Origin of the sequence: Methylopila musalis, assembly GCF_042679725.1 — a bacterium.
Taxonomy (GTDB): Bacteria; Pseudomonadota; Alphaproteobacteria; order Rhizobiales; family Methylopilaceae; genus Methylopila; species Methylopila musalis.
The window spans coordinates 1-2056 of sequence record NZ_JBHTMX010000318.1; the positions used below are offsets into that span (position 1 = coordinate 1).

The 2056-nt window shown below is 70.8% G+C and carries 2 protein-coding genes and 1 pseudogene; 2 read left to right on the forward strand and 1 reads right to left on the reverse strand.

The window, feature by feature from the left end:
* Positions 1–177: VOC family protein (locus tag ACFQ4O_RS17150; RefSeq protein WP_378777547.1), on the reverse strand; the 177-nt coding region annotated here is incomplete at its 3' end.
* Between the two features lie 215 nt (positions 178–392).
* On the opposite strand from ACFQ4O_RS17150, the gene ACFQ4O_RS17155 reads away from it, so the two are divergent.
* Together ACFQ4O_RS17155 and ACFQ4O_RS17160 are read left to right on the forward strand one after the other, a co-directional pair.
* Positions 393–1685, forward strand: coding sequence for an adenylosuccinate synthase (locus tag ACFQ4O_RS17155; protein ID WP_378777545.1), 1293 nt, complete (start codon positions 393–395; stop codon positions 1683–1685).
* Between the two features lie 65 nt (positions 1686–1750).
* Positions 1751–2056, forward strand: a pseudogene (locus ACFQ4O_RS17160) (hypothetical protein); the annotation flags it as partial.

Sequence of the window (2056 nt, forward strand, 5' to 3'; positions counted from 1 at the left end):
GTCGCCGCCGAGCTCGGCCACGCCCGGCTCCTGCGACAGGCGGCGCAGGCCCACGATCCGCTCGTAGAAGGCGACGGAGCGCGGCAGGTCGGACACCGCAAGCTCGGCGACGCCGAGCGCGAAGCCGGCGGGCAGCGTGCGGGCCGCGGCCTGCGGCGCGGCGGAGGGAACGGCCATGGCGACATCTCCTTCGGCTCGAATGGCGTGAACGCAATATCAGGGCGCCGAGACGGCTTCGCCATGGGCACGAACGCAAACAGCGATCTGCGCGCGACGCGGCGCGCGGCGTCTTGCCTTGGCGTCTCCGATCCGATAGCAAGTCGCGGGAGAACCCCGGCTCTCCCGAGCCGGGGTCTTTTTTTGCCCGGAGTCATGGCCGGAGAGGACTGGAAATGGCGAACGTCGTCGTGGTCGGCGCCCAGTGGGGCGACGAAGGCAAGGGCAAGATCGTCGACTGGCTGTCGGAAAAGGCCGATGTCGTCGTGCGGTTCCAGGGCGGGCACAACGCCGGCCACACCCTCGTGATCGACGGCGTCACATACAAACTCAGCCTTCTGCCCTCGGGCGTGGTGCGCAAGGACAAGCTGTCGGTCATCGGCAACGGCGTGGTGGTGGACCCCCATGCGCTCGCCGACGAGATCACCCGCCTGCAGGGCCAGGGCGTGGAGCTGACGCCGGACAATCTGAAGGTAGCCGAGAACGCCACGCTGATCCTGTCCGTGCATCAGGAACTGGACGCGCTGCGCGAAAGCTCCAGCGAAGGCACCCGCATCGGCACCACCAAGCGCGGCATCGGCCCGGCCTATGAGGACAAGGTGGGCCGCCGCGCCATCCGCCTGCGCGACCTCGCCAACCTGCCCACGCTGCGCCCCAAGATCGAGCGCCTGCTCAGCCACCACAACGCGCTGCGCCGCGGCTTCGGCCTGCCCGAGCTGACGGTGGACGCGATCTACGAGGAGCTCGCCTCCGCGGCCCCGAAGGTGCTGCCCTATGTGGCCGCCACCTGGGAGCTGCTGGAGCAGCGCCGCCGCGCGGGCGACCGCATCCTGTTCGAGGGCGCCCAGGGCGCGCTGCTCGACGTGGACCACGGCACCTATCCCTTCGTCACCTCCTCGAACACCACCGCCGGCCAGGCGGCCACGGGCTCCGGCCTCGGGCCGCGCGCCATCGGCTACGTGCTCGGCATCGCCAAGGCCTACACCACCCGCGTCGGCGAAGGGCCCTTCCCCACCGAGCTCACCGACGCGATCGGCCGCCGGCTCGGCGAGCGCGGCCGCGAGTTCGGCACCGTCACCGGCCGTCCGCGCCGCTGCGGCTGGCTGGACGCGGTGGCCCTGCGCCAGACGGCGAGCGTGTCCGGCATCGACGGCATCGCGCTCACCAAGCTCGACGTGCTGGACGGGCTCGACGAGATCAAGGTCTGCGTCGGCTACGAGCTGGACGGCCAGCGCATCGACCGCCTGCCCGCGAGCCAGGGCTCGCAGGCGCGCGTCCTGCCGATCTACGAGACCATCGCGGGCTGGGAAGGCACCACCGCCGGCGCCCGCTCCTGGGCGGACCTGCCGGCGCAGGCCATCAAGTATGTCCGCCGGGTGGAGGAGCTGATCGAGTGCCCGATCGCGCTCGTCTCCACGTCTCCGGAGCGCGCCGACACGATTCTTGTGGCTGATCCGTTCGAAGACTGAATAACTTCAGCGGCGTGTCTTCCGCGCCATCGACGCGCGCGGAAGCGTGGCTTATGTCGTGAGTCATGGCGGACTATTATCCAGTTCTCTCGCGCGCGGTCGCGGGCCTTCCGGCGAACACCGGAGAAAACCGGCGCGCGGTCTATGAGCGCGCCCGCGCCGCCATCATCCGGCAGCTGCGCAGCATCGATCCTCCTTTGTCGGAGGAGGACATCTCGCGCGAGCGGATGCAGCTTGAGGACGCGATCCGCCGGATCGAGGACGAGCAGCAGCCGAAACCTGCGGAGGCTGTAGCCGCGCCGCCCCCGCCGCGCCGTCCGGCCGAGCCTCCGCGCCGCGATCCCGCGCCCGAGGCGCGTGCCCCGCAGGAC

Coding starts and splice junctions, on each gene's coding strand:
- ACFQ4O_RS17155 (WP_378777545.1), top strand. CDS start 393: ATGGCGAACGTCGTCGTGGTCGGCGCCCAGTGGGGCGACGAAGGCAAG.